The sequence below is a fragment of the Micromonospora sp. NPDC005163 genome (assembly GCF_053599835.1).
Genome location: NZ_JBSFYP010000039.1, coordinates 16741 through 39011, shown reverse-complemented (window position 1 = coordinate 39011; position 22271 = coordinate 16741). Strand labels below are relative to the sequence as shown.

The window sequence follows — 22271 nt, the reverse complement described above, 5'->3', positions numbered from 1 at the left end:
GGCCGGCCCTGCCGATCCTGTCGAGGGCTACCGCTGCCAGGTGTCGATGGTCTGGACGCTGTCGCGCACGACCCGGTTCATGATGGCGGGGTTGCCACTGGTGCCTTCCCAGCCCTGATCGTTGAGCACGGTCACGGTGCCGTCGACGCGTGCCACGGCGATCTGGCTGGACGCGGTGCCGCCGGTGCGTTCTCCGTTCATGCTCGTCTCGGCCCACGTTCTGGTCAGCAGCAACGCCTCGTCCCCGACGCCGGGCAGAGCTCGCCCCTCGACGTCGACGGCGTTTCCGGCCTCCTTGTAGGAGGGACACGCCTGCACGGCACTGCGGAGCCGTCGCATGTAGTCCGCGGAGCCGTCGCCGTCGAAGGTGAAGATCGTTTGATGGATCATGCCTTGCGGCACGTTACTGGCTGGTTCGTCGGGCGTCATGTAGGTGACGGTCATCGAGGCACTCGCGGTGACCTGTCGGCCTCCGGTGCCGAACTCGTTGCCGCACATCGTCGGCAGGGCGTCCGCGACGGGCGTCGCCCGTCGGGGGGACTTGCGCAGTTCGGGTGGCAGTTCGACGAAGGCCGACGTCGGGATCGTCACCCGGGTGCTCGCGCTCGGAGATGGTTGGTCGACCTGGTTCGTCGGTGCCGACGCGGTCGTCGGCGGTGCGGTCGACGAAGCCGGGTCGGGCTGGTCCTCGCGAACGGTGCAGGCGGTGGTGAGCGCGACGGCGCCGAGTATCGGCAGGGTCAGCGCGAGCATCCTTCGTGCTCGGGCGGTCGCCAGCGGTGTGTAGTGGCTCATTTTTCACCTCGTCGTCTCTGCTCGGGCATTCCCCGTGGTGAAGCCATCTTCAGGGGCAGCGCCCGACATGCCCGTCGTGCCACGCTGTTGCGGTGACCGCCTACTCGCGTGGGGCTGGGCGCGTCGCCGTGGCCGCGCTCGTCGCGGTGCTGCTCAGCTCCTGCGGAACAGGTCAGCGAGACGCTGGTGCCGTGCCGGCGCACGACGCGACCGCCGCAGCCGGGCCAGACGCCAGCGACGCACGGCAGGACGCGAACGACGCGCGCATCACCGTCAAGGCCTCCTACAAGGGGGCGGGGCAGAGGCTTCACAACGTCGGCCCGGACACCGTTCACGTTCTCAGCACCACAGGCAGCGCAGGGATCTGCCTCGACCGGCCGGGTCGAGTGACCATCAACGAGGTCGAGGCCGAGCCGTCCAAGGGCGAAATCCGGGTTGAAGCCTTCGCGCTCTCACCGTTGCGCAGTTCCGTCGACCGCAGTGCCACTCCTCTGTCTGGCGGTCCGGTTGTCCTCGACAGAGCCGCAGCTTGCGTCGCTGACGACCCGCAGGTCAGGAACGACCCCGAGGCCATGGCCGGGCTGTCGCTGCGGGTGCGAAAGGTCGGTCACCAGACGGCCATCGCCGACCAACTGGTCCTGCGCTACACGTCCGGGGGCCACCCCTACGAGTTCTCGCTGCGCTACAGCATCGCGCTCTGCGCACCGGATGACCCGACGACCCGCGAGTGCCAGCCCGTCGGCTGAATAGGCCGAGTGGTTCGCTGACCCGCCGACAAGGTCAGCTCGCGTCGGGCATCCACGGTCCGAGCACCGCGGGGTCGGCGACGGCCTTGTCCACCAGCGCACGCTCCTCGGTGGTCAGCGACAGCGCCCGGAGCCGGGTCCCCCAGTCCGGCACGCGCTCCGGCTCCCCCAGCGCCACCGACAGTTCGATCAGCCCAGCGAGCGCCAACCCCTGTTCGACGGCCGACGCGCTGTCGCCGTGCCGGCGCAGCCCCGAGTTGAGCGCCCGGTACGCCGCCCGGTCGTCGGACTTGAACTCGCGCAGGATCCGCGCGTTGTCGAGCACCCGGGACAACCCCTGCAACGTCTTCGACCCGCCGTACTCCAACTCCACGGGCTCGTCCCGCTGGATGAAGACGATGGTGTTGCCCGACGGGTCGACGATGCTGAACCGCGACGCGCCGGGCCGGTAGCGGGTCATCCGGGGCAGTCCCTTGGCGAGCACCTTGCCGTAGGTGCGGCGCATCGCCTCGGTGAACGACGCGTGGTACGGAGCGACCGCGTCGACCATCACCAGGCAGCCGCCGGTGTTCTCCGCCGACGGGTCCAACCCAAGTGGCGCGCGGCCGTAGTGCAGCTCGAACCCGCTCCACCGCAAGGCCAGGTAGACGTACGGCTTCGTCTGCTCGTAGGTCACCTCGAACCCCAGGGCACGCCAGAACGCCCGGGTCTCCTCGGGTGACACGCAGTGCAGCAGCGGCACCGTGGTCTCGTTCGGCTGGACACGGTCCTCGTTCGTCGTCATCGCCACTCCCGGTCCGGTCGACAGGCCGGCCATTCTGCCAGCGTCGGCGAAGGACCCCGACCAGGTTTCGTCTCCTACCCAGGGAGGAGGCGCCGCTCCGACCGGCGGCCGCAACCGGGGCTCGCGGTCGGACGCGATGGGCGGACGCGGTCGGAAGTATCTACAGGCATGACTACCGCGCTGCGCCGGGCGGCACACTGGCACCGCCCCCTGATGGTTTTCGTCTACGCGATGGCGGTGCTCACCGTCATCTCCGCGGTCGGCATCCTCGTCGACTCGCGCGTCCTCACCGGGTCGCCGATCTGGCTCAAGCCGTTCAAGTTCGCCGTGTCCTTCGTGGTGTACGGCACGACCCTCGCCTGGATGCTCTCCCTGCTGCCGCGCCGCAGCCGGGTCGCGGAGTGGGCGGGCACGGTCATCGTCTCGATGGCGGTGATCGAGATGGTGGTGATCGTCGGGCAGGTGCTCCGCGGCACGACCAGCCACTTCAACGGAACCAGCCCACTGAACGCCGCCCTCTTCACGGCGATGGGTGCGGCGATCATGGTCCTGTTCGCCGCACACTTCGTCATCGGGCTCGTGGTGCTGATCCGGCGGATCACCGATCGGGCCGCCGCCCGCGCCGTCGGGTGGGGGCTCGGCCTGTCGCTGCTGGGCATGCTCGCGGCGGTGCCGATGGTGCTGCCGATGCAGGATCCGGGGATCGACGGGGTCTCCGGGGCGCACGCGGTCGGCGTACTCGACGGCGGGCAGGGGCTGCCGCTGGTCGGGTGGAGCACCACCGGCGGGGATCTGCGGATAGGGCACTTCGTGGGGCTGCACGCGCTGCAGGCACTGCCGATCCTGGCGATCCTGCTGAGCCGGTTCCTCGGGACACGGTTGGACGAGCGCACCCGGGCACGGCTGGTGGTCGTGGCGGGCGCGGCGTACGGCGTACTCACGGTGTTGTTGACCTGGCAGGCCCTGCGCGGGCAGCCGCTGCTGCGCCCGGACGCGCTCACGCTGGCCGCCGTCGCGGCCCTGGTGGTCGCGACCGCGACCGCCACCGGCCTGGTGCTGGCTCGCCGGCGCAGCCCGGAACTGGCGCTGGCCGCATGACCGGGACCCTGTTCACCCTGACGTTCGCGGTGGCCGCGCCGTTCTGGGCGCTGATGATCCTGCTGCCCCGCTGGTCGTGGACCGTCCGGATCATCTCCTCGCCGCTGATCGTGCTGCCGGTCGTGGTGATCTACGCGCTGCTGGTGATCCCGGCGTTCGGTGACGTGCTGCCGGCCGTGGCGTCACCGACCCTGGACGGCGTGCGCGACCTGCTCGGCACCTCCGACGGCGCGGCGGCGGGGTGGGCGCACATGATCGCGTTTGATCTGTTCGTCGGGCGGTGGGCGTGGCTGGACAGCCGGGAACGGGGGGTACCGGCGCTGGTCATGGCTCCGGTGCTGGTGCTGACCATTCTGCTCGGACCGCTCGGCCTGGCCGCCTATCTCGCGGTTCGTACCCGGTGGGGGCGGACGGCGGACGTTCGTGCCCCCGAGCCGCAGCGCCTAGGCTGACCACCGTGAGGTGGGCGGGACGACTGTTTGGCACGCGCGACACGCTCGTGCGGATGGTGCTGCTCAACCTCAGCGGTGTGGGCTACCTGGTCGTCGGCACGCACGCCGCCCGGCCGCCGACGGCCACGCAGTGGGTCCTCGCGGTGGTCGCGTTCGCCCTCGGGCTGGTGTTCCACCGTCGGCCGCTGGTCAACCTGGTGGTGCAGGCCGGGCTGCTGGCGGTCGCGATCCCCCTGATCGACGACACCACGATCAACCAGGTGGGCGCCAGCTGGGCGTTGCTCGAGGTGACGATGCGGGCGCGTCGAGCGCGCCGCATCTGGCTCGCCGCCGTGCTGCTGGCCGTAGTCGATCTGACCGACTCGATCGGTGATCCGATCGGCCGGTTCGCCTCCGGTGTCTTCGGGCTGACTCTGGAGGTCGGCGTGCCGGTGCTGCTCGGCCTGGTCATCCGGACCAACCGGGAGCTCGGTCGGCAGGCCGTGGAGCGGGCGACGGCGGAGCAGCGCCGGCACGAGTCGGAGAGTCGCGCCGCGCGCGCCGACGAACGCAGCGCCATCGCCCGCGAGCTGCACGACGTCGTCGCGCATCACGTGGCGTCGATGGTCCTGCGGGTCGGTGTGGCCCGGCACGTGCTCACGGACCTGGATCCCCTGGTGGGCGAGGTGTTCGACGACGTGCACGGCACGGGGACCGCCGCGCTGGCCGAGATGCGCCGGCTGGTCACGGTCCTGCGCGACCCCGACGGGGTACGCGGTGACGCGGCGCTGACCGCGATCGAGCCGTCCGCGCTCCCGGCGGCACTCGGTGCTACGGTCGACCGGGCTCGCCAGGCGGGAATCACCGTGGAGGCCGACATCGACCCGGCGGTCGGCTCACTCGACGCGGTACGCGGCCTGGCCGTGCTGCGCCTGACCCAGGAGGCGCTGACCAACGTGGCCAGGCACGTCGGGACGTCCGCGTTGGCGCACCTCGTGGTCGCCGTCCGCGACGGGGCGGTGCACTGGGAGGTCTCGGACAACGGGCGCGGCGCGGTGCCGGTGGCGGTGCCGTCCGGAGGCGGGCACGGCATCACCGGCATGCGCGAGCGCGTCGAGGTCCTCGGCGGTCGGCTGGAGGCGGGCCGGACCGGCGCCGGATGGCGGGTGCGCACCGTCCTCCCGGCCGTGGCCTCCGCACCCGCCGCCGGGACGCCGGCCGTGTCGGTGCCCCGTGACCGCGAGGCACCCGCCGGGTCACCCGCGCCGGAGCCGGCGTGATCCGCGTCCTGCTGGTCGACGACCAGCACCTCATCCGGGCGGGTCTGCGCATGCTCTGCGACGCCCAACCCGACATCGAGGTGGTCGGCGAGGCCGACAACGGCCGCGACGCGATCCCGCTGGCCGCGCGGCTGATCCCCGACGTCGTCGTCATGGACCTGCGCATGCCCGGCGTCGACGGAATCACGGCGACCAGCCGCATCCTCGCCGAGCGCCCCGCCACCCGCGTCCTGGTGCTGACCACCTTCGGCGACGACGACCACCTCTATCCCGCCCTGACCGCCGGCGCCTGCGGATTCCTGCTCAAGGACGCACCACCCGCCGAGCTGGTGGACGGCATCCGCCGGGCCGCCGTGGGTGACAGCCCGTTCAGCCCCGAGGTGCTGCAACGCCTCGTCCAGCGCGCGGTGCACGCCCGCGCCGAGACGCCCCGGCCGGTGCAGGGCCTGACCGCCCGCGAGCAGGACGTGCTGAACCTGGTCGCCGAGGGTCTGTCCAACACCGAGATCGCCGACCGGCTGCACATCGGCGTGACCACGGTCAAGACGCACATCACCAACCTGATGACGAAGACCGACAGCCCCAACCGGGTACGCCTGGCCCTGTTCGCCCGCGGCGCCTGAGGGCGGGAAGAGACGCGACATCGGCGTGGTCGTGCCCCTTGACGTACCGCTGGGAGCGCTCCAAGATCGACTACAGCGGACCCGCGCGCACGGTGGGCCGCCCTAGTCGGGTCTGGTGGACAGTTGCTGAGCGCATTCGGTCTGACCGAGCTGGAGGAGACGGTCTACCTGGAGCTGGTTCGCGGCCGGGCGGGTACCGCGACCGAGCTGGCCCAACGCGTCGCGGTCACCGTGGCCGAGGCGGAGCAGGCGCTCGACGCGCTCGCCCGGGCCGGCCTGGTACGCCTGGTCGCCGGCCGCGCCGGCGCCGCTCCCCCCGATTTGGCCATCGAGTCGCTGCTCAATCAGCGGATGCGCGAACTTCAGGAGGCGCGCGTCGGCCTGTCGGAGTGGCTGCGGGAGCAACGCGCCGCGGACCCGATGGACCAGGGCGTCCAACTGGTGGTCGGCGTGCCCGCGATCATGCAGGCGTTCGACCAGTTCCTGCGCGGCGCCCAGGACGAGGTGCTCGGCTTCGACCGCCCGCCGTACGCAGCTGTGCTGCACGACAACCCGACCGAGGTGGAACTGCTCGACCGGGGCGTCCGCTTCCGCGTCGTCTACGACCGACACGGGCTGGAACGGCCGGGCGCCGCGGCCCACATCGGCCGGTTCGTCGCGGCCGGGGAGCAGGCACGGGTCGCCACGAACGTGCCGGCGAAGCTCGCCGTCGCCGACCGTCGGGTGGCGCTGCTCTCCTTCCCGACCCAGGACCAGAGCGTCGAACCCTGGGCGCTGGTGGTCCGCGGTGTCACCTGGGTCGAGGTGCTCGTGGCGCTGTTCACCGAGGTGTGGGACCGGGCCACGCCGCTGCGGCTCGCCCCCGCCACGGCCCTGATCGACGACGTCGACCGGCAGGGCGCACCCACCCCGACCGACCGGCAGATCCTGTCGTTGCTGATGACCGGCCTGCCCGACAAGGCGGTCGCCTCCCAGCTGGGCATCTCCCTGCGTACCGTGCAGCGGCGGCTGCGACAGTTGATGGACGCGACCGGCAGCGCCACCCGGATGCAGCTCGGGTGGTTCGTCGCCCGCAACGGCTGGCTCTGAGCCCGAGGCGGGGCCTGCCGACCCTGGAGGTGTCGGCAGGCCCCGGTCCTCACTTCGTGACCGTGACCGACACGGTGATCGGGGTCGCCGCCCCCTTCGCACCGTTGTTGGTCACCAGCAGCGTGGCGACGTGCGTACCCGGAGCCAGGCCGGTGGTGTCGACGGTGACGGTCAGGCCGACCTTCGCCCCCGGCTCCACCTGACCGGACCCGGCCGCGGACAGCCACGGCACGTCGCTGTACGCCGGAAGCGAACCGTCGACGTGGTAGACCTTGCTGCCGTACGGCCGGCCGGTCGCGTTACCGAGCACCCACAGGTCACCCCGCTCGTCCAGGTCGAGCCCGGCGCCGCTGAGCGGGTTCGGGTCCGGGTCGGGCAGCGAGGCGAGCGGCTGGCAGGTGGCCGGGTCGAGTGCCCAGATCGACTCCTTGGAATCCTGGTTGATGCCCCACAACACGTTGTGTTCCTCGTTGAGGGCCAGCCCGGTCATCCATGGGATGGGCGGGGTGCACTCGCCCAGCACCGACCCGGGCTGCGGGTGGGACAGGCCGGCGAGGTGCCGGATGACCCCGTCGCCGCTGAGGTAGAAGGTGTCGTCCGACGCGCGGTGGGCCAGCCCGTAGTAGAGCTTGCCGGCCCACGGCCCGGTGATGGTCTCCTTCACCTCCAAGGTGTCCGGGTCGAAGCACACGATCGGCAGGTCCCCGACGAACGACATCTTCGGCGCGCACATCAGGTCCCGGTTCGGCACGTACGCCATGTCCGACGGCCAGCCGCCGATCGGCAGCACGCCCTTGCCCAGCGAGCGGCCGTCGGTGGTGAAGCGCTGCAGCTGCCCGAACAGGTACGAGTTGGAGACGATCAACTCGCCGTTGCGGTACCCGACGCCGAACGCGTTGTAGAGCTCCTTCACCGGGAACGAGCTGAGCACTCGACCGGGGATGCCGGACGGCGGGGTGGGCGAGTTGATTTCCCGGGCCAACCAGGTGGCCGGCAGGTCACCCTGGTTGTTCAGGGTCACCGTCGCGGTCCGGGTCACCCCGGCCCGCGCGGTCAGCGCGACCGCGTTCCGGTTGGTCAGCAGCAGCGGCGTACGCAGTGCCAGGTCGCGCTTGACCACCTTGGCCTCCGCCACGGCGACCGACGTGCTCGGCAGGTCGTAGCCCGGTTGCAGGGCGGTCACGGTGACCGGTCCGACCGGCGCCTCCAACTGGTAGAAGCCGTCCGGGTCGGTGGTCGCGGTGATCGGCTGCGGCGCGTCCGGTGACTCGACCCGTACCGTCGCGCCGGCCAGCGGCTGGCGGTCGTTGGCGTCGCTCACCGTGCCCCGCAGCAGACCGCGGCCGGGAAGCCGGAAGGTGACCGCGCGTGCGGCGTCGAGCACCTGCTCGTCACGGGAGTACGTCAGCGCGTCCCGGCCGGTGGCGTCCTCGATGCCGACGGTCGCCGAACCGCCGGTCGCCGCCCCGGTGGCGCCGAGCTTGCGGTACTCGATGGTGACGTTGCCGTTCTCACCGAGACGCACCTGCACGTCGACCCGGGTCTTCGGCGCGCTCTTGAGCGCGGCCCGGGTCCAGCTGACCACGAACTGCCGGTTCATACCGGCCCCGGAGACCCGGGTGCGCACGGTCGAGGCGTGGTCCAGGACCAGGTCGTCCCAGAACGCGTAGACGGCCGGGGCGGAGACCGCCGGCGCGGGCAGCGGCCCGTTGTCGCCGACCGAGGTGGTCGCGTCCGCGCCGAAGGTCAGGTAGCCGTCGGTGTGCACGGTGATCCGGCGGTAGGTGCTGCCGTAGAACGTCATCGGGAACGGCAGGTCGAGGCCCCGGCTCGCGGTGTCGCCGGTGAGGGCGAGCACGCTGCCGCCATCGGTCCAACCGGCGGCGGCGGTCCCGGCCCGGTAACCGTGCCGGTCGGCCTTCGCGGCGAGCGCCACGTCCACCGTCTCCGGCCCGTCCACGGTCAACGCCACCGTCTTCGGTGCCAGCCACCGGCCGTACTCGACCAGCACGTCGTAGTCGGCCTCGGGCAGCAGCCCGCTGTAGCGGCCCTTGGCGTCGGTGACGAACGCCGGGAACGTCTCCCCGACGAGCGCCAGCCGGGCACCCACGACCGGCTCACCGGCCGGGTCGGTGACCCGGCCCTGGATGGGCTGCCAGGCGGCGGGCTCGGACAGGTCCAGCGTCGTGTTGGTCGTGCCGCTGGCCGGCACGGTGATCGTCTGCCGCACGGTCTTGCGCGCGAAGAACGACGCGGTCAGCGTGTACTCGCCGGCCGGGACACGACCCAGCTGGACGGTGCCGTGTGCGTCGGTGCGGGCGCCGCGGGTGACCAGCGCGGAGGTGAGGGTGATCCGCGCCCCGGACAGGGCGACCCCGCCCACCCTCGCGTGCACCACGACACCGCCGAGCTGCTCGGTCGAGGCCTGGGTCACCAGGTCGTACGCGTCGAGCCGGCCCTCGCCGTAGACGTTGTTGTCGGCGGGGGTTCCGCCGCACTGCAGGTCGTTGACGTCGTGTGCGGTGCGGTCCAGCAGCTCGCGGGTGGTCACCAGGTCACGGCGCAGGTTGGGCACCGCCGACCAGGCCAACGCGACCGCTCCCGCGACGTGCGGGGCGGCCATCGAGCTGCCGTCGCTCAGGCCCCAGTCGTTGCCCGGGATCGTGGAGAGGATGCCGACGCCGGGGGCGGTGATGTCGGGCCGGACCATGCCGTCCGGGCCCGGCCCACGGCTGGAGAACGGGGCGATCGTGCCGCCGGCGTCGGTCGCGCCGACCGCGTACGCCAAGGGGTTGATCGCCGGATGGCCGGCCGTGCCGCACGGCTCGGGCATCTCTTCGGCCTCGTTGCCGACCGCGAACACCGGGAAGATGCCGGCGGCGACCCAGGAGTCGATGATCGTGTCGTAGAAGCTGGGGTCACCGTCGTGGCCGCCCCAGGAGTTGTTGATGATGTCCGGCGCGAGGTCGGGGCGGGGGTTCTCGCCGTTGTGGTCGGTGGGCGCGAGCATCCACTGGCCGGCGGCGAGCAGCGAGCTGTTGCTGCAGTAGTTGGCCTCGCAGCCCTTGGCCGCGATCCAGGTGGCGCCCGGGGCCACCCCCGTGATCCGGCCCTCGCCGTCGTCGCCGAGCATCGACCCGACGGTGTGGGTGCCGTGCCCGTAGTTGTCGCAGGGCGTCGAGGGCAGGCAGATCCCGGTCGGATCGAACCAGTTGTAGTCGGAGGTGAAGGTGCCGTCGTCGTTGTTGCCGCGGTACTGCCGGACCAGCGCCGGGTGGTCGTACTGCACGCCGGAGTCGATGCTGCCGACGACGACGCCCTCGCCGCGCGTGCCGTACTCGCGCCAGACCTTGTCGGCGCCGACCGCGCCCAGGTTCCACGGCAGTTGGGTGGTGTCGGCGGACGCTCCGGCGGTGCGGACCGGCTCCTCCAGTCGGGTCCCGCCGATCGCGGTGATCCGCTCGACGTCCGCCCGGCGGGCCACCTCGGTCAGCAGGTTCAGGTCACCGCTGACCTCGATGACGTTCGCGATCCAGTACGGGGTGAAGTCGGCGTGCCGGTCCCGCAGCAGTGAGCGGAGCCCGCGTTGGGTCTTCTCGGCGTGCGCCACCTTGGTCTCGTAGACCCGCTTGGTGCGAGCGACACGTCCGGCGCGGCCGCCGACGGACCGCTCGACACGGTCCAGGTCGCCCTGGTCCAGTTTGGCCTCGTCGGTCAGCTCGACGAAGAAGCTGGTGCTGGCGCCGGTGCGGGCCGGCCCGAGCACGCGCGGGTCCACCTTGCGCAGCGGGTCGACCGCGCCACCGGTGGGCGCGGGCGTGGGTGCGGCCACGGCGACGCCGGTGGGCAGGGTCAGCACGACGGCCAGAGCGGCGCCGATGGCGCTCATGGCCCGGGGTGCCCGGTGTCTGGATCTGAGCATGAAGACGTTCCTCCCTCGGGCGGTCGCCCGGGAAGGCCGACACCGCCGTCGCCGATTCTCAGCCGCGGAGCGCCCGGTGTAGCGGCATGATCGCTGGCGAAGCACGGACATGGCGGGTCTCCGCCATCGGGCGTTGGCCCCACCGACACCGGCGCGCCACTGCGAAGGGGTGGACGTTCAGTCCCGCAGCCGCGTGGACACGACGATGACGAGCACGAGCGGCACGATCAGCAGCGCCGGCGCGACCACCGGCAGGTGCAGGGCGACCAGGGCTCCGACCGCCGCGCCGGTGATCAGGGCCAGCAGGACCTGGGCCTTGGGCCGCAGGCTGTCCCACGGGCTGCGCGCCGCCACGCCGGCGATCAGGCTCGTCAGGGTCCCGGTCAGGTACGTGGAGGACAGGCCCGGCACGCCGAAGCGCTGAATCGCACTGCTCTGCACGCCCAGCGCCGCTGCCGACAGCAACAGGAGCGCGAGGTCCACGTGGTCGTCGTGGTGCGGGAGGTTGACCTCCCAGACGATGAGGAACACGACGAACACCAGGAGTTCCAGGACGAGCGCCCAGGTGACCCGCCGTGGCCAGACGGGGTCGTCCGGCTGGGCCGAGCCGACGAGGCGGGCGCCCGCGAGGACACCGACGATGAAGGCGACGATGGCGCACCCCGAGGTCAGGGCGAGCTCGGCGTCACCTCTACCGGCCGAGAGTCCGAGCAGGACCATGTTGCCGGTCATGACGCTGGAGAAGGCTCCGCCCAGGGAGAGGAAGCCGATGGCGTCGGCACTCCCGGTGAGGAAGGTGAGGACGACGACGAGGGCCTGCCGTCGCCGCAGGAGGCGCTGCCGTCCGTACGGGGTGCTGGAGGGGCGGGTGACGTGGGGCGCTGTGCTCGACACTGTCGGCTACCTCCAAAGATTGTTCTTCGTATACACTTTGCCCCGGATGATTCACGGAGAGGCGATCCAGGTGGCTGAAGATCTGCGGGACAAGCTCGGCACTCAACACCTGCCGCTACGCGACCAGGTCCTCACCGCCCTGCGGACCGCCATCATCGACGGCGACTACCTGCCCGGGGAGCGGCTGACCGAGGACCGGCTGGCCGAGGACTTCGGCGTCTCCCGCAACCCGGTCCGCGAGGCGCTGCGCGTCGCGGAGGCGGAGGGCTTCGTCGTGATCCTCCCCCGCCGCGGCGCGGTCGTCGCCTCCCCGAGCAGCGGCACCATCTCGGACATGTTCGTCGTCCGCGAGCGCCTGGAGGCACTGGCCGCCCGGCTGGCGGCCGAGCGGGCGACCAAGGCGGACGTGGCCGCCCTGCGGCTGCTGCTGGAGCAGGGCCGGGAGGCGACGGAGCGCCAGGACCTGCGCCGGGTCGCCGAGTTGAACAGCGCCCTGCACCTGCGGATCCTCCAGATCAGCGGCAACCCCTGGCTGTCGTCGATCGCCAAGGCGCTGTACCTCCATGTCCAGTGGGTCTTTCGGCTGGGGGCCGCGGAACGCGCACCACACTCGTGGGCCGAGCACATCCAGTTGGTCGACGCCATCGAGTCAGGCGACGGCGACCGCGCCGAGCGGGCCGCCCTCGCCCATCTCGACGCGGCGTCCGCGGCCGCCTACGAGAACGCCGAGGGCGGCTACGGCACCGGCACCCGCTAACGCCCGCACGCGTAGCCCTGCATGCCCCGCGGGTTCGCGCCGGCAGCGAGCACGCCGGTGGCCGGGTCGCGGGTCACCGCGCAGAGCCGACCGAGGCTCCACGCGTCGGAGAGCCGCACCTCGTGCCCGTACGCCCGCAGCGCCGCCAGCACGTCCTCGTCGACGCGGTCCTCCACCACCAGGACACCGGGCTCCATCGCGCGCGGGTAGAACGACCCCGGCAGGCTGACGGTGTGCCACGCGGGCGCGTCGATGGCCTCCTGAAGGGACTGACCGCCGGCGAGGTGACGCAGCAGGAACGGCAACTGCCACTGGTCCTGCTGATCGCCGCCGGGTGTGCCACAGGCCAGCACCGGCTCCCCGTCGCGGTGCACCATCGTCGGGCTCAACGTGGTACGCGGGCGCCGGCCCGGAGCGAGCGAGGAGGCGAGACCCTCCTCAAGCCAGAACATCTGCAACCGGCTGCCCAGCGGGAAGCCGAGGTCCGGAATGGTGGGCGAACTCTGCAACCAGCCACCACTCGGGGTAGCGGAGATCATGTTGCCCCAGCGGTCGACCACGTCCACGTGGCAGGTGTCGCCGCGGGTCACCCCGTCCGCCTGCACCGTCGGCTCCCCCGTCGTCGGGTCCGTCGAGTCGGCCCGGCGGACGACACCGGGTCGGACGTGCGCCGGGAGGTGCGGTTCCGCCCCGTCCGGCCGCCCCGGTCGCAGCTCCGCCGACGCTCGGGCGCCGATCAGGGCTGCCCGCTCACGCGCGTACTCCCGGGAGAGCAGCGCCTTGGCGGGCACGTCGGCGTCGTCGCCGTACCAGGCCTCGCGGTCGGCGAAGGCGAGCTTGAGCGCTTCGACCTGGGCGTGGATGCCGGCCGCGGTCGACGGGTCGTACGCGCCGGGGTCGTCGAGCGCGTCGAGGACGGACAGCGTCTCCAGCAGCACCGGGCCCTGACCCCAGAACCCGGTCTTCGCCACCGAGTAGCCGTGCCAGTCCAGGGTGGCCGGTTCCTCCCAGGTCGCCGAGAAGGCGGCCAGGTCGGCGCCGGTGACGAGCCCGGCGTGCGGGCTCCCGCTGGAGTCCTGGAACGGCTCCCTGCTGAACCGGTCGATCGCCTCGGCGACGAAACCCGTACTCCAGGCCCGCCGTGCGGCCTCGATCTGCGCCTCCCGGTCCGCGCCGGCGGCCTGCCCGGCCTGAACCAGTTTCTGCAGGGTGCGCGCGTAGGCCGGGTTGGCGAACAGCTCCCCCGCCGCCGGAGGTCGGCCATCGCGCAGCCAGAGCTGGGCGGAGGTGGGCCAGTGCTCCTCGAACAGTGACCGGACGGTGGCCACGGTGTCCCCGACCCGACCCAGCAGTGGGTGGCCCGCCCCGGCGTAGCCGATCGCCGGCTCCAGCACCTCGTCGAGGGAGAGCGTGCCGTGGTCGCGCAGCAGGAGGAGCCAGGCGTCCACGGCGCCGGGCACGGCCGCCGCGAGCGGGCCGGATCCGGGGATGAGGTCCATCCCGAGGTTCCGGAAGTGCGCGATGGTGGCCCCGGCCGGCGCCGGACCCTGCCCGCACAGCACCTTCGGGGTCGGGTCCTGGGCGGTCGCCACGATGGCCGGCACCTCGCCACCCGGCCCGTTGAGGTGTGGTTCGACGACGTGCAGGACGAACCCGGCGGTGACCGCGGCGTCGAAGGCGTTCCCGCCGCGTTCGAGGATCCCCATGGCCGCCTGGCTGGCGAGCCAGTGCGTCGAGGACACCATGCCGAAGGTTCCCTGCAGCGTCGGTCTGGTGGTGAACGTCATGACAACACCTCACTCGTATCTGCGGCCCGGACGTCGGGCCCACTGCCGTCCGGTTGGACCAGGTGGCACGCGGCCATGCCGTCGCCGATCCCCACCTGCGCCGGCACCTCCGTCGCGCACCGGTCGAACGCGAGCGGGCACCGGGTGCGGAACCGGCAGCCGGACGGCGGATCCAGGGCGGACGGAAGGTCGTCGCCGAGCAGCACCGGCTGGCGCTGCCGTTGACGGACCGGGTCGGCCACCGGCGCGGCCGACAGCAGCGCCTGCGTGTAGGGGTGGGCGGGCCGAGCGAAGATCCGCTCGCGCGAACCCTTCTCGACAAGCTGGCCCAGGTACATGACGGCGATGTCGTCCGCCAGGTACTCGACGGCGGACAGGTCGTGGGTGATGAAGAGGCAGGCGAACCCGATGTCGCGTTGCAGGTCGGCGAGGAGGTTGAGCACCGACGCCTGCACGGACACGTCGAGCGCGCTCGTCGGTTCGTCCGCGATGAGCAACCGGGGCTCGGAGATCAGGGCCCGCGCGATGCTGACCCGCTGGCGCTGCCCGCCGGAGAGCTCATGCGGATAGCGGCGCGCGACCTCGGCACGCAGACCCACCCGCTCGAGCTCCGTGGCGACCCGGGCCTCCCGGTCACGCCGCGGGATCCGCTTCCCGGACAGTCGCAACGGCTCCGCCACGACCTCGCCCACCAGCATGCGCGGGTCCAGTGAGGCGGCGGGGTCCTGGAAGACGATCGACACCTCACTGCGGTGCGGGCGTAGCTGTCCCCGGGACAGGTGCGTGACGTCCGTACCGGCGATCCGGACCACACCCGCGGTCGGTTCCACGAGCCGCACCACGCAGCGACCCACCGTCGATTTTCCGGAGCCGCTCTCCCCCACCAGGGCCGTGACCCGGCCCCTCGGAATCGTGAGGGACACGCCGTCCACGGCGCGTACCGGGCCGAAGTGCATCACCAGGTCCTCGATGACCAGGGCGTCCGGCTGGGCCGTCATCGGTTCGCCTCCTCGCGCTCGCGGGGCGTCGGGCAGGGGTGCCAGCAGGCCGCGAGGTGGTCCGTGCCGCCGGCCCCCGCCACCTCCAGGGGCGGCGCGGATTCGCGGCACCGCTCGTCGGCGGCGGGGCACCGGTCCGCGAAGGTACACGCGTCCGGCTGGACCGACAGGACGGGCACCAGACCGGGGATCTCCTGCAACCGGTCGGTGCCCGCGTGCCTCCCCGGCGTCGGTGACGCCGACAGGAGCCCGGCGGTGTACCGGTGGTACGGGTGCGCGAACAGGTCGGTGACCGGTGCCCGCTCCACCACCCGCCCGGCGTACATGACGACGACGCGGTCCGCGATGTCGGCGATCACGCCGAGGTCGTGCGTGATGACCAGGATGCTCGTGCCGAGCCGGTCGCGCAGGTCCCGGAGCACCTGCAGGATGCCGGCCTGGACCGTGACGTCCAGCGCGGTGGTCGGTTCGTCGGCCACCAGCACCTTGGGGCCGCAGGCCACCGCCATCGCGATCATCACGCGCTGGCGCATGCCTCCCGAGAGCTGATGCGGATAGTTGTCGACGCGTTTCGCGGCGGACGGGATCCCGACGAGCGTCAACAGCTCGACCGCGCGAGCCCGGGCGGCTCGTCGGGACATCCGTTCGTGGATCTGGAGCACCTCGCCGATCTGCCGCCCGACGGTGAGCACGGGATTGAGCGACGTCATGGGCTCCTGGAAGATGTAGGCGATCTCCTTGCCGCGTACGCGGCGGAGCGCCGACTCCCGGGTGCCGACGAGCTCGGTGCCGTTCAGCCGCACCGACCCGGAGATCCGGGCGCTGCCGGGGAGCAGTCCCGCGATGCTCATCGCGGTGACGCTCTTTCCGCATCCCGACTCGCCCACCATCCCGACGATCTCTCCGGGTGCGAGATCCAGGCTGACCCCGTCGACCGCCGAGACGGTCCCGGTCTCGGTGGGGAACGAGACCGAGAGGTCGCGTACCGCCAGGACGGGTGTGGCGACCGCGGCGGCGGGTCCCGCCCGTTCGGCTGTGGTCATCCCCGGTCTCCCTTCGGGTCGAGGGCGTCCCGGAGGGCGTCGCCGAAGACGTTGAACGCGAGCGCCAGCCCCATGATGACGACTCCGGGAAGGACCGCCGCCCACGGGGCTCGGGCGGCGAACTGCTGGGCGGTGGCCAGCATCGTGCCCAGGCTGGGGGCCGGGGGTTGGATGCCGAGGCCGAGGAACGAGAGCACCGCCTCGCCGAGGATCGCGGCCGGGATCGCGACCGTCGCCTGCACCAGGATCACCGATGTCGCGTTCGGCAGGATGTGCCGGGCCAGCACCCACAGGTCGCTCGCGCCGTCCACGACGGCGGCGGCGACGAAGTCCAGCGACTTGAGCCGCAACGTGTCCGAGCGCACCACCCGGATCACGCCGGGGATCTGGGCGATGCCGATGGCCACGGCGGCGTTGCCGAGGCTGGCGCCCCGGATGGCCGCCAACCCGACCGCCATGATCAGGAACGGGAACGCGAGCAGCAGGTCGGTGAAGCGCGAGATGACGGCGTCCCAGGCCCGGAAGTAGCCGGCCGCTAGCCCGAGCGGAACACCGATGACCAGGGAGGTGGCCACCGCCAGGAGCCCCACCTGGAGCGACGCCCGCGCCCCGAGCATGATCCGGGACAGCACGTCCCGCCCGAGGTCGTCGGTGCCGAGCAGGTGGCCGGGGCTGCCGGGGGGTGCGAACGTGCGGGCGAAGTCGGTCTGGTCGACGGAGTACGGCGCGATCCAGGGCGAGAGCAGCGCGATGACGGCTGCCAGCGCGAGCACGACGAAACTCACGACGGCGAGCGGGTTGCGTCGCAACCGCCGCAGAACGCGCGTACGTCGGCTGATGCTGACGGAACCGGTCTCCGCCATGGGAACGGTGAGGACGGTCATGCCGGATCTCCCGTCACCCTGATTCGTGGGTCGATGACCGAGTACAGCAGGTCAACGAAGAAGTTGATCACGATGTACGCCGTCGCGGTCAGCAGGACGACGGCCTGGATCACCGGGTAGTCCCGCTGGAACACCGCGTCGATGGTCATCTTGCCGAAGCCCGGCAGCCCGAAGATCTGTTCGGTGACCACCGCGCCCGAGATCAGGCCCCCGAGTTGGAGGCCCACCACGGTCACCACCACGATGAGGCTGTTCCGCAGGGCGTGCTGGGTGATGACGGCTCGCGGCCGCAGGCCCTTCGCCTTCGCTGTCCGTACGTAGTCGGAGGAGAGCGAGTCCAGCATCGCCGACCGGGTCTGCCGCATGATGATGGCGGCGAGGCCGGTCCCGAGGATCACCGCCGGCAGGACGATGTGGTGCAGGTTGTCCAGCGGGTCCTCCAGGATCGGCACGAAGCCGGAGGCGGGGAACAGCCCCGTCGCCACGGAGAGGTACAGGATCGCGAGCAGCCCGAGCCAGAAGTGCGGCACCGACAGGCCGATCAGGGCCATGCCGTTGGCCACCCACTCCGCCGGGCGCCCGCGGCGTACCGCCGCGAGCACCCCGGCGCCGACGCCGAGCGCCGTGGCGAGAAGAATCGCCAGGACGGAGAGTTCAACGGTCACCGGCAGGGCGGTCGTGAGCATCGACGAGACCGGCGTACCGGTCCGGATCGACACCCCGAAGTCGCCCTGCACCATGCGTTCCACGTACTGCGCGAACTGCAGTGGCAGCGGCTGATCGAGCCCGTAGTGCCGACGGATGGCCTCCAGCGCCTCCGGCGAACGGTCCTCCCCGGCCAACGCGAGGGCCGGATCACCGGGGAGCGCCCGTACGCCGAAGAACACCACGATCGTCGACAACAGCAGGGTCAGCGCCGACTGCCAGGCGCGGGTGAGGAGATACCGGGCCACGGAGACCTACTTGGCGAAACCGGCGAAGGCCGCGCGGATCACGCCGTCCGGGAAGACCTGCAGGCCCTGGATCTGCTTGCTGACGGCGGTGAGGTTCCGCTGCCGGTAGAGGTAGATCAGCGCGTCGTCCTGCTGGAGCAGCGTGACCACCTGCCCGTACAGCTTCTTGCGCTCCTCGATGTCACCGGACTGGCGGGCCTGGGTCAGCAGGGCGTCGAGCTGGGGGTTGCTGTAGCCGGCGACGTTCTGGCTCGCGCCGGTGCCGACGAAGTTCGTGATGTTGGCGTCCGGGTCGATCCGCCCGCTCCAGCCGAGCTGCAGCAGCTCGAAGTTGCCGCGGTCCTGCTCGTCGAGGAGCGAGGAGTACTCCACCGGGTTGATCTTCAGATCGAACCCGCCGTCCTTGAGCATGGACTGGAGCGCCTGCGCGAGCCGCAGCGTGTCGGGCGTGTTCGACGCGAGGAGCGTGACGGTGTACGGGGTCTGCACGCCCGCCTCGGCGAGGAGCTGCTTGGCCTTGGCGGGGTCGTGCGCCGGGCAGGTCTGCGCCTCGGGCGACGAGAACGGGCTGGCGGGAGAGATGGGTGAGCAGGCGGCGGTGTGGATGCCGTTGAAGACCGCGTCGACCAGGGCCTTGCGGTCGATCGCGTGCTCGAAGGCCTGCCGGACCTTGGCGTTCTGGGCGATAGGACGGTTGATCGGCTTGGGCGGGGTGCGGACCCCGTCGACGTTGCCGATGTTGATGGTGAGGCCCTGGTAGCCGAGGGACTGCGACTGCAGGACGGAGACCGCCGAGTCCTGCCGCAGGGAGGCGACGTCCTGGGTGGAGACGCTGTCGGCGACCTGGGCGTCGCCGGAGCGCAGGTTGGCCGCGCGGATGCTGGCGTCGCTGAGGATGCGCCACGAGATGGCGTCGAGGTGGACCTTGTCGGCCTCGTAGTAGTTCGGGTCCTTCACGACGTCGATGGAGTTCTGCGGCACCCGCTTGGCGAACTTGAACGGGCCGACGCAGACCGGCGCCGAGGCGAAGTCGTCTCCGAGGCCCTGCAACGCCTTGGCGCTCATGATCATGCCGGCGCGGTCGGCGAGGGCGCCGAGCAGGGGCGCGAACGGCTGCTTGAGCCGGAGGACGACGGTCTGCGCGTCGGGGGTGTCGACGCCGTCGATGGGACCGAGTTCGCTCTTGCGCGCCGACCGGTCGTGGGTCAGGTGTCGCTGGATGGTGGCCTTGACCGCGGCGGAGTCGAACGGCGTCCCGTCCGCGAAGCGGGCGCCCTGGCGCAGCGGGATGGTGACCGTCTTGCCGTCGCTGCTCGTGGTGGGCAGGGCGGTCGCGAGCTGCGGTACGACCTGCGCCTGTTCGTTCACGTCGTAGAGCTTCTGGCACATCGCCTGGAAGACGTAGCGGGAGTAGAGGCTGCGCGACAGTGTCGGGTCCAGCGCGTCGGGTTCTGCCGAGAGGGCGATGACCAGCTTGCCGCCCTGCTTCACGGCAGCGGGGTCTGCCGGCGTACCGAAGGAATCCTGGCCTGCCGACTGGTTGTCGCCGGACTGGTTGTCATCCCCGCCGTTCGACACCGGTGAGCAGGCAACGACCGCGCAGGCAACAGCGACCGCCGCCACCGCGGCGCGGAGTGAACGGCGCCGGGGCAGGCTTGTTTCGCTGAGGGAGAGGTTCGTCATGGGGAGCTCCTCGAGTGGACGATTCGGGGAGCGTATGTTGTATACGATGTTCCACGCAAGACCTCCGGGGATGCCTCTCGCCGGGGTTCACGGCTGGCGGGGTCGGCCATGCAGGGCGGCCCGCAGCGCCGGCCCGAAGACGCGCCGGACGTCGGCCGGGGACAGCACACCGATCGAACGGATCGGGTTCAGGTACCGCGTGAAGATCAGCCCACCCAGCACGCCGACCGCCGCGGTGGCGCGTCGCGTCGCGTCGGGCCCGCCGAGAAATTCAGCGACGCGGAGGCGCAGCTCACCGTCCAGGTAGTCGCGCAGGGCGCGCATCGTGTCGTCGTCCTGCACCGCCATCCGGTTCTCGTCGGGCGATGCGGCGTCCCACAGGCCGGTGACCGAGTCGAGCAGGCGGTCGGCCAGGCCGGCCCGGTCACCCCGCAGAGCCTGGTCGAGCGCGGTGGGATCGACGCACAGCAGGGTCAGCGACTGGCTGAAGAGGCCCTGCTTGGAGCCGAAGTGGTAGCTGATGAGCGCCGAGTCGACGCCCGCCGCGGCGGCGACCGCCCGGACCGTCGTACCCGGATAGCCGTGCTTCAGGAACAGCTCGCGGGCGACCTCGGCGATGCGGGCCTTGGTATCCGGGTTGCCGCGGGGTCGACCCCGGGTTTTATTCAACACAGTTGAATAATGCTCCTCCCCGCTGGCACGGTCAACGCCATCAACCCCGCAACGAGGAGCGAGCACATGCGCACCGTCGTCTTCGGCGCCACCGGACCCACCGGCCGCCACATCACCGAGCAGGCCCTGGCCGCGGGCCACGAGGTCGTCGCCGTCACCCGCCGCCCACACACCGTCCAGCCGCGCACCGGCCTCACCGTGGTCGGCGCCGACGTCGCGGACCCGGACGCCGTCCACCGGGCCGTCGCCGGCAGCGACGCGGTCCTGTCCAGCCTGGGTGTCCCGCTCACCCCGAAGCCGATCACCGTGTACTCGCGGGGCAACGCGAACATCCTGGCCGCGATGCACCGACACGGTGTGAAGCGCCTTGTCACGGTCAGCTCCAGCGTCATGGATCCAACCTGGCGGCCGACCGGCGAGTTCTTCTTCAACAACGTGCTGGATCCGCTGTTCAACCGCAGGGTGGGCCGCACCGCGCACGACGACATGCGCCGCATGGAGTCCCTCGTACGCGACAGCGACCTGGACTGGACCATCGCCCGGCCTTCCGGGCTGTTCGACCACCCGGCCGTCACGCGTTACCAGGTGGCGGAGAACGTCGCGGACGGCCTGTTCACGGCACGCGCCGATCTGGCGGCGAGCATGGTGGCGCAGTTGACCGACGACCGGTTCGTCCGCCGGGCGATGGCGGTGATCACCACCGAGACCCGGCCGAGTATCGCCGGTCTGATCTGGCGCGAGGCCGTGCTGAGGAAGAAGTGACGCGCCGGTCCGTTCGTCCGTGCGGTGGACGCGCGACGATCTCGCCAACGTGCGCTATACCGCACAGGTAGATCTATGCCTGTGCGGTATAGCGCCCACAACACCGACCGGGCTGGCCGCGGCCCGCTTTCAATGCGGCACGAGTCGGCCAAGTCGCGGTGGGAAGCGGGCCCCCGGGCCGCCTCCCACCGCGTACTCCTAGTGGCCGGCCGAGTTGTACGCCTGAGCCGTCACCTTGACCTGACGGGCGAGACCGGACCGCGCGGGCCAGGAGATCTGCACCTGACGGGTCTCTCCCGGCAGGAGCCAGAAGTAGTTGTCGTCGTAGCGGGCCGGAAGAACCCGCTTGCCGTGCTGGTCACGCACGGCGAGCCGGACCAGGGCGGCGACCGTGCGGCCCTGGTTGCGGACCGTCGTGGTGACGGTGGACCGGCCGTCGACGACGCGTACGACGCCGGTCGACGTCGACAGTCGGGCCGTGGGCAGATCGTTGAGCGCCCGCATCTGCTCGGCCTCGTCGTACCGCCAGTAGGTGTTCTCCGCGAGCAGCCGGTCGCGGCCGTCCCGCAGCTCCAGCCGGACCAGGTGCAGCCCGCCACCGTCCGGCGTGGCGAGCGGGAAGACCGCCGACGTGGACGACCGGGCGACGTCCACCCGTTGACGCTGGGGCGTGCCCAGTGACCGGCCGTTCAGGTCGTAGCGCCGGGCGGTGACGGTGGCATCGTTGACCGCGGTGGTGGTGTGGTTGACCACCCGCACCTGCCAGGTGCCGGGGTCGGCCTGGACGTGCAGCGGCTCGCAGCCCTTGCGGGCTCCGTAGTAGGCGCCGTTCACGTCGAGGTCGTAGTCGTAGGTCTGCCAGACCGTGCTGTGCCACGCCGGGTGCGACATCCACAGCAGCAGGCCGGTGGCGTCCTGCCAGAGGTTGGCGTTCCACGTCCGCGGCGTCCGGCGTGAGTGGGAGCGATCCCAACTCAGGGGCAGATGCCACGCCGGGAGGCTCGGTCCGCATGCCCAAGATCGTAGAGCGCGTGGGGGCGGCGGTCCACAAGGCCGAACGGGACGAGCCG

20 protein-coding genes are annotated in these 22271 nt (G+C 71.5%); 8 read left to right on the top strand and 12 right to left on the bottom strand.

Annotated elements, in window-relative coordinates:
- Window positions 1–27: 27 nt before the first annotated feature.
- Window positions 28–795, bottom strand: coding sequence for a hypothetical protein (locus ACWD6N_RS24450; protein WP_354962544.1), 768 nt, complete (start codon window positions 793–795; stop codon window positions 28–30).
- Between the two features lie 92 nt (window positions 796–887).
- Here ACWD6N_RS24450 and ACWD6N_RS24445 point away from each other — a divergent pair, with 92 nt between their 5' ends.
- Window positions 888–1541, top strand: coding sequence for a hypothetical protein (locus ACWD6N_RS24445; protein WP_354962545.1), 654 nt, complete (start codon window positions 888–890; stop codon window positions 1539–1541).
- A 34-nt stretch (window positions 1542–1575) separates the two neighbouring features.
- Here the strand turns inward: ACWD6N_RS24445 and ACWD6N_RS24440 are convergent, their stop codons facing one another.
- Window positions 1576–2325 (bottom strand): glyoxalase, encoded by a 750-nt coding sequence (locus ACWD6N_RS24440; protein ID WP_450005181.1) that lies wholly within the window; start codon window positions 2323–2325, stop codon window positions 1576–1578.
- A 168-nt stretch (window positions 2326–2493) separates the two neighbouring features.
- Here ACWD6N_RS24440 and ACWD6N_RS24435 point away from each other — a divergent pair, with 168 nt between their 5' ends.
- The 5 genes from ACWD6N_RS24435 to ACWD6N_RS24415 all read left to right on the top strand — a co-directional run bounded on the left by ACWD6N_RS24435 (window position 2494) and on the right by ACWD6N_RS24415 (window position 6846).
- Entirely contained in the window at window positions 2494–3423 is a 930-nt protein-coding gene (locus ACWD6N_RS24435) for a hypothetical protein (RefSeq protein WP_354962547.1), read from the top strand.
- Window positions 3420–3875, top strand: coding sequence for an ABA4-like family protein (locus ACWD6N_RS24430; protein WP_354962548.1), 456 nt, complete (start codon window positions 3420–3422; stop codon window positions 3873–3875). The genes ACWD6N_RS24435 and ACWD6N_RS24430 overlap by 4 nt, the downstream gene beginning before the upstream one ends.
- Window positions 3876–3928: 53 nt before the next feature.
- Window positions 3929–5134: a sensor histidine kinase gene (locus ACWD6N_RS24425; protein WP_450005184.1), complete on the top strand. Its 1206-nt coding sequence runs from the start codon at window positions 3929–3931 to the stop codon at window positions 5132–5134.
- Window positions 5131–5757 carry a response regulator transcription factor gene (locus ACWD6N_RS24420; RefSeq protein ID WP_354962550.1) on the top strand — a complete coding sequence of 209 codons (627 nt, stop codon included), beginning with the start codon at window positions 5131–5133 and terminating at the stop codon, window positions 5755–5757. The genes ACWD6N_RS24425 and ACWD6N_RS24420 overlap by 4 nt, the downstream gene beginning before the upstream one ends.
- Window positions 5758–5880: 123 nt before the next feature.
- Window positions 5881–6846 (top strand): helix-turn-helix domain-containing protein, encoded by a 966-nt coding sequence (locus tag ACWD6N_RS24415; RefSeq protein ID WP_354962551.1) that lies wholly within the window; start codon window positions 5881–5883, stop codon window positions 6844–6846.
- A 49-nt stretch (window positions 6847–6895) separates the two neighbouring features.
- On the opposite strand, the gene ACWD6N_RS24410 is transcribed toward ACWD6N_RS24415, so the two are convergent.
- Window positions 6896–10768 (bottom strand): S8 family serine peptidase, encoded by a 3873-nt coding sequence (locus ACWD6N_RS24410; protein WP_387322127.1) that lies wholly within the window; start codon window positions 10766–10768, stop codon window positions 6896–6898.
- Window positions 10769–10945: 177 nt separating this feature from the next.
- Window positions 10946–11662 carry a YoaK family protein gene (locus tag ACWD6N_RS24405; protein WP_354962553.1) on the bottom strand — a complete coding sequence of 239 codons (717 nt, stop codon included), beginning with the start codon at window positions 11660–11662 and terminating at the stop codon, window positions 10946–10948.
- Between the two features lie 46 nt (window positions 11663–11708).
- Here ACWD6N_RS24405 and ACWD6N_RS24400 point away from each other — a divergent pair, with 46 nt between their 5' ends.
- The gene (locus ACWD6N_RS24400; protein ID WP_354962554.1) at window positions 11709–12419 is read left to right on the top strand and encodes a GntR family transcriptional regulator; all 711 of its coding nucleotides are present in this window, start codon (window positions 11709–11711) and stop codon (window positions 12417–12419) included.
- On the opposite strand, the gene ACWD6N_RS24395 is transcribed toward ACWD6N_RS24400, so the two are convergent.
- The 7 genes from ACWD6N_RS24395 to ACWD6N_RS24365 form a co-directional block, all read right to left on the bottom strand.
- Window positions 12416–14206, bottom strand: coding sequence for a gamma-glutamyltransferase family protein (locus ACWD6N_RS24395; protein WP_354962555.1), 1791 nt, complete (start codon window positions 14204–14206; stop codon window positions 12416–12418). The two genes, ACWD6N_RS24400 and ACWD6N_RS24395, sit on opposite strands and share 4 nt — an antisense overlap.
- Window positions 14203–15204 carry an ABC transporter ATP-binding protein gene (locus ACWD6N_RS24390; protein ID WP_354962556.1) on the bottom strand — a complete coding sequence of 334 codons (1002 nt, stop codon included), beginning with the start codon at window positions 15202–15204 and terminating at the stop codon, window positions 14203–14205. Before ACWD6N_RS24390 ends, ACWD6N_RS24395 begins: the two co-directional genes overlap by 4 nt.
- Entirely contained in the window at window positions 15201–16247 is a 1047-nt protein-coding gene (locus ACWD6N_RS24385; protein ID WP_354962557.1) for an ABC transporter ATP-binding protein, read from the bottom strand. The genes ACWD6N_RS24390 and ACWD6N_RS24385 overlap by 4 nt, the downstream gene beginning before the upstream one ends.
- Window positions 16244–17131: an ABC transporter permease gene (locus tag ACWD6N_RS24380; RefSeq protein ID WP_354962558.1), complete on the bottom strand. Its 888-nt coding sequence runs from the start codon at window positions 17129–17131 to the stop codon at window positions 16244–16246. Before ACWD6N_RS24380 ends, ACWD6N_RS24385 begins: the two co-directional genes overlap by 4 nt.
- Complete coding sequence (locus ACWD6N_RS24375; RefSeq protein ID WP_354962559.1) at window positions 17128–18084, bottom strand: ABC transporter permease; 957 nt, start codon at window positions 18082–18084, stop codon at window positions 17128–17130. Before ACWD6N_RS24375 ends, ACWD6N_RS24380 begins: the two co-directional genes overlap by 4 nt.
- 6 nt (window positions 18085–18090) lie before the next feature.
- The gene (locus tag ACWD6N_RS24370) at window positions 18091–19767 is read right to left on the bottom strand and encodes an ABC transporter substrate-binding protein (protein ID WP_354962560.1); all 1677 of its coding nucleotides are present in this window, start codon (window positions 19765–19767) and stop codon (window positions 18091–18093) included.
- Between the two features lie 87 nt (window positions 19768–19854).
- Window positions 19855–20439: a TetR family transcriptional regulator gene (locus ACWD6N_RS24365; RefSeq protein ID WP_354962561.1), complete on the bottom strand. Its 585-nt coding sequence runs from the start codon at window positions 20437–20439 to the stop codon at window positions 19855–19857.
- Window positions 20440–20448: 9 nt separating this feature from the next.
- Between ACWD6N_RS24365 and ACWD6N_RS24360 the strand changes: the two genes are divergently transcribed.
- On the top strand, window positions 20449–21201 hold the full coding sequence (locus ACWD6N_RS24360) for an NAD(P)-dependent oxidoreductase (protein WP_354962562.1): 753 nt from the start codon (window positions 20449–20451) through the stop codon (window positions 21199–21201).
- 198 nt (window positions 21202–21399) lie between these two features.
- On the opposite strand, the gene ACWD6N_RS24355 is transcribed toward ACWD6N_RS24360, so the two are convergent.
- Complete coding sequence (locus ACWD6N_RS24355) at window positions 21400–22092, bottom strand: glycoside hydrolase family 2 protein (RefSeq protein ID WP_354962563.1); 693 nt, start codon at window positions 22090–22092, stop codon at window positions 21400–21402.
- Window positions 22093–22271: the final 179 nt, after the last annotated feature.

What these genes read in the sequence shown, in the direction of transcription:
- ACWD6N_RS24430 (WP_354962548.1), top strand. Translation starts at nt 3,420, where the DNA reads ATGACCGGGACCCTGTTCACCCTGACGTTCGCGGTGGCCGCGCCGTTC.
- ACWD6N_RS24355 (WP_354962563.1), bottom strand. Translation starts at nt 22,092, where the DNA reads ATGTCGCACCCGGCGTGGCACAGCACGGTCTGGCAGACCTACGACTAC.
- ACWD6N_RS24450 (WP_354962544.1), bottom strand. Translation starts at nt 795, where the DNA reads ATGAGCCACTACACACCGCTGGCGACCGCCCGAGCACGAAGGATGCTC.
- ACWD6N_RS24390 (WP_354962556.1), bottom strand. Translation starts at nt 15,204, where the DNA reads ATGACGGCCCAGCCGGACGCCCTGGTCATCGAGGACCTGGTGATGCAC.
- ACWD6N_RS24400 (WP_354962554.1), top strand. Translation starts at nt 11,709, where the DNA reads ATGATTCACGGAGAGGCGATCCAGGTGGCTGAAGATCTGCGGGACAAG.
- ACWD6N_RS24380 (WP_354962558.1), bottom strand. Translation starts at nt 17,131, where the DNA reads ATGACCGTCCTCACCGTTCCCATGGCGGAGACCGGTTCCGTCAGCATC.
- ACWD6N_RS24410 (WP_387322127.1), bottom strand. Translation starts at nt 10,768, where the DNA reads ATGCTCAGATCCAGACACCGGGCACCCCGGGCCATGAGCGCCATCGGC.
- ACWD6N_RS24435 (WP_354962547.1), top strand. Translation starts at nt 2,494, where the DNA reads ATGACTACCGCGCTGCGCCGGGCGGCACACTGGCACCGCCCCCTGATG.
- ACWD6N_RS24395 (WP_354962555.1), bottom strand. Translation starts at nt 14,206, where the DNA reads ATGACGTTCACCACCAGACCGACGCTGCAGGGAACCTTCGGCATGGTG.
- ACWD6N_RS24370 (WP_354962560.1), bottom strand. Translation starts at nt 19,767, where the DNA reads ATGACGAACCTCTCCCTCAGCGAAACAAGCCTGCCCCGGCGCCGTTCA.
- ACWD6N_RS24440 (WP_450005181.1), bottom strand. Translation starts at nt 2,325, where the DNA reads ATGACGACGAACGAGGACCGTGTCCAGCCGAACGAGACCACGGTGCCG.
- ACWD6N_RS24360 (WP_354962562.1), top strand. Translation starts at nt 20,449, where the DNA reads ATGCTCCTCCCCGCTGGCACGGTCAACGCCATCAACCCCGCAACGAGG.
- ACWD6N_RS24425 (WP_450005184.1), top strand. Translation starts at nt 3,929, where the DNA reads ATGGTGCTGCTCAACCTCAGCGGTGTGGGCTACCTGGTCGTCGGCACG.
- ACWD6N_RS24385 (WP_354962557.1), bottom strand. Translation starts at nt 16,247, where the DNA reads ATGACCACAGCCGAACGGGCGGGACCCGCCGCCGCGGTCGCCACACCC.